This window comes from Nocardiopsis sp. LOL_012 (assembly GCF_048060475.1).
GTDB lineage: Bacteria > Actinomycetota > Actinomycetes > Streptosporangiales > Streptosporangiaceae > Nocardiopsis.
Map to the genome: position 1 here is coordinate 1 of NZ_JBHMIV010000081.1, position 1844 is coordinate 1844.

1 protein-coding gene is annotated in these 1844 nt (G+C 73.9%); it reads left to right on the top strand.

Going from position 1 to position 1844, the window contains the following annotated elements; translation table 11 throughout:
- Positions 1–1844 (top strand): non-ribosomal peptide synthetase (locus ACFHWE_RS23480; protein WP_416604045.1); only part of this gene is annotated, 1844 nt, incomplete at both ends.

The following is a 1844-nucleotide window of genomic DNA, read 5'->3' on the forward strand; positions in this document are numbered from 1 at the left end:
TCTGGGGCGGGCCTACCGGGACCGGTCGCGGGGCGCGGTGCCGGACTGGGAGCCGCTGGAGGTCCAGTACGCCGACTACGCGCTCTGGCAGGAGGACGTCCTCGGCGAGGACGACGACCCCGAGAGCCTGGCCGCCGAGCAGATCGCGTACTGGCGCAAGGCCCTGGCCGGTGCCCCCGAGGTCCTCGACCTGCCCACCGACCGGCCCCGGCCCGCCGCCGCGTCCTATCGGGGCGGCGTCGCGCCCATCGCCCTCTCGGCGCGGACCCACCGCGCGCTCCTGCGGATCGCGGCCGACCATGAGGCGACCCTGTTCATGGTGGTGCAGGCGGCACTGGCGGCGCTGCTGACCCGGATGGGCGCCGGCTCCGACGTCCCCCTCGGCACCCCCGTGGCGGGCCGGGACGACGAGGGCCTGGAGGACCTGGTGGGGTTCTTCGTCAACACCCTGGTCCTGCGCACCGACACCTCCGGCGATCCGGCCTTCGACGAGCTGCTGGCCCGCGTGAAGGAGGCCGACCTGGCCGCCTTCGCCCACCAGGACCTGCCCTTCGACCGCCTCGTCGAGGTGGTCAACCCCGCCCGCTCCACCGCGCACCACCCGCTCTTCCAGGTCATGCTGGTGCTCCAGAACAACGCCCGCGGCGACATTGGGCTCCCGGGTATCGAGGTGGTAGAGGAGCCCTTCCGCACCGGTATGGCCAAGTTCGACCTCACGTTCATCGTGAGCGAGGACCATGCGCCGGACGGCTCCCCGGCCGGTGTCACGGGCGGTCTGGAGTACGCCACCGACCTGTTCGACCACGGGACCGCCGTCGCCCTGGTGGAGCGCCTGTCCCGGGTCCTGGACGCGGTCGCCGCCGACCCCGGTACGCGCATCGGCGCCATCGGCCTCCTCTCGCCGGAGGAGCGGCGGACCCTGGAGTCGTGGAACGCCACCGACCGCGAGATCGCGTTCGACACCGTGCCCGCGGCCTTCGAGGACCGCGTGCGGAGCGTCCCCGGCGCGGTCGCGGTCGTGTTCGGCGACGAGAGCCTCACCTACGCCGAACTGGACACGCGCGCCAACCGGCTCGCCCACCACCTGGTCGCGAGCGGGGCCGAACGCGGCGACGTGCTCGCCGTCCTCCTCGAACGCGGGATCGACCTGGCGGTCACGGTCCTGGCGGCGGCCAAGGCCGGCACCCCCTACCTCCTGCTCGACCCCGACTTCCCCGACGACCGCCTGCGGAGCCTGGTCGAGGGGGCGGGCGCCCGCCGCCTGGTCACCCGGGCGGCGTGGGCCGACCGCCTCACCACCGGGACCGCGCCGATCCGCCTCGACGCCGAGGCCGACGCGGTCGCCCGCCGCCCCGGCCACGCCCCCGGTGTGGAACTCGGCCCCGAGGACGGCGTGTGCGTGATGTTCACGTCCGGGTCCACCGGCCGCCCCAAGGGCGTGCTCACACCGCACCGCGCCGTGGTCGGGACGTTCCTGGGCCAGGACTTCGTGGACTTGGACGCCGACCAGGTGTGGCTCCAGTGCGCGCTGCTCTCCTGGGACGTGTTCGTCCTGGAGTTCTGGGGCGCGCTGCTGTCGGGCGCCCGTTGCGTCCTCCAGCCGGGGCAGGCCCCCGAGCCCGAACTGATCGAGTCCCTGGCCGTGGAGCACGGGGTGACGGTCCTGTGGCTGTCGGCGGGGCTGTTCAACCTCATGCTGGACGAGTACCCGGGGGTGTTCTCCGGGGTGCGGCAGGTGATGACCGGCGGCGAGGCGCCCTCCCCCGAGCATCTGCGGCGGTTTCGGGAGCGGTTCCCGCACGTGCGGCTGGTGCACGGCTACGGCCCCGTGGAGTCGGTGATCT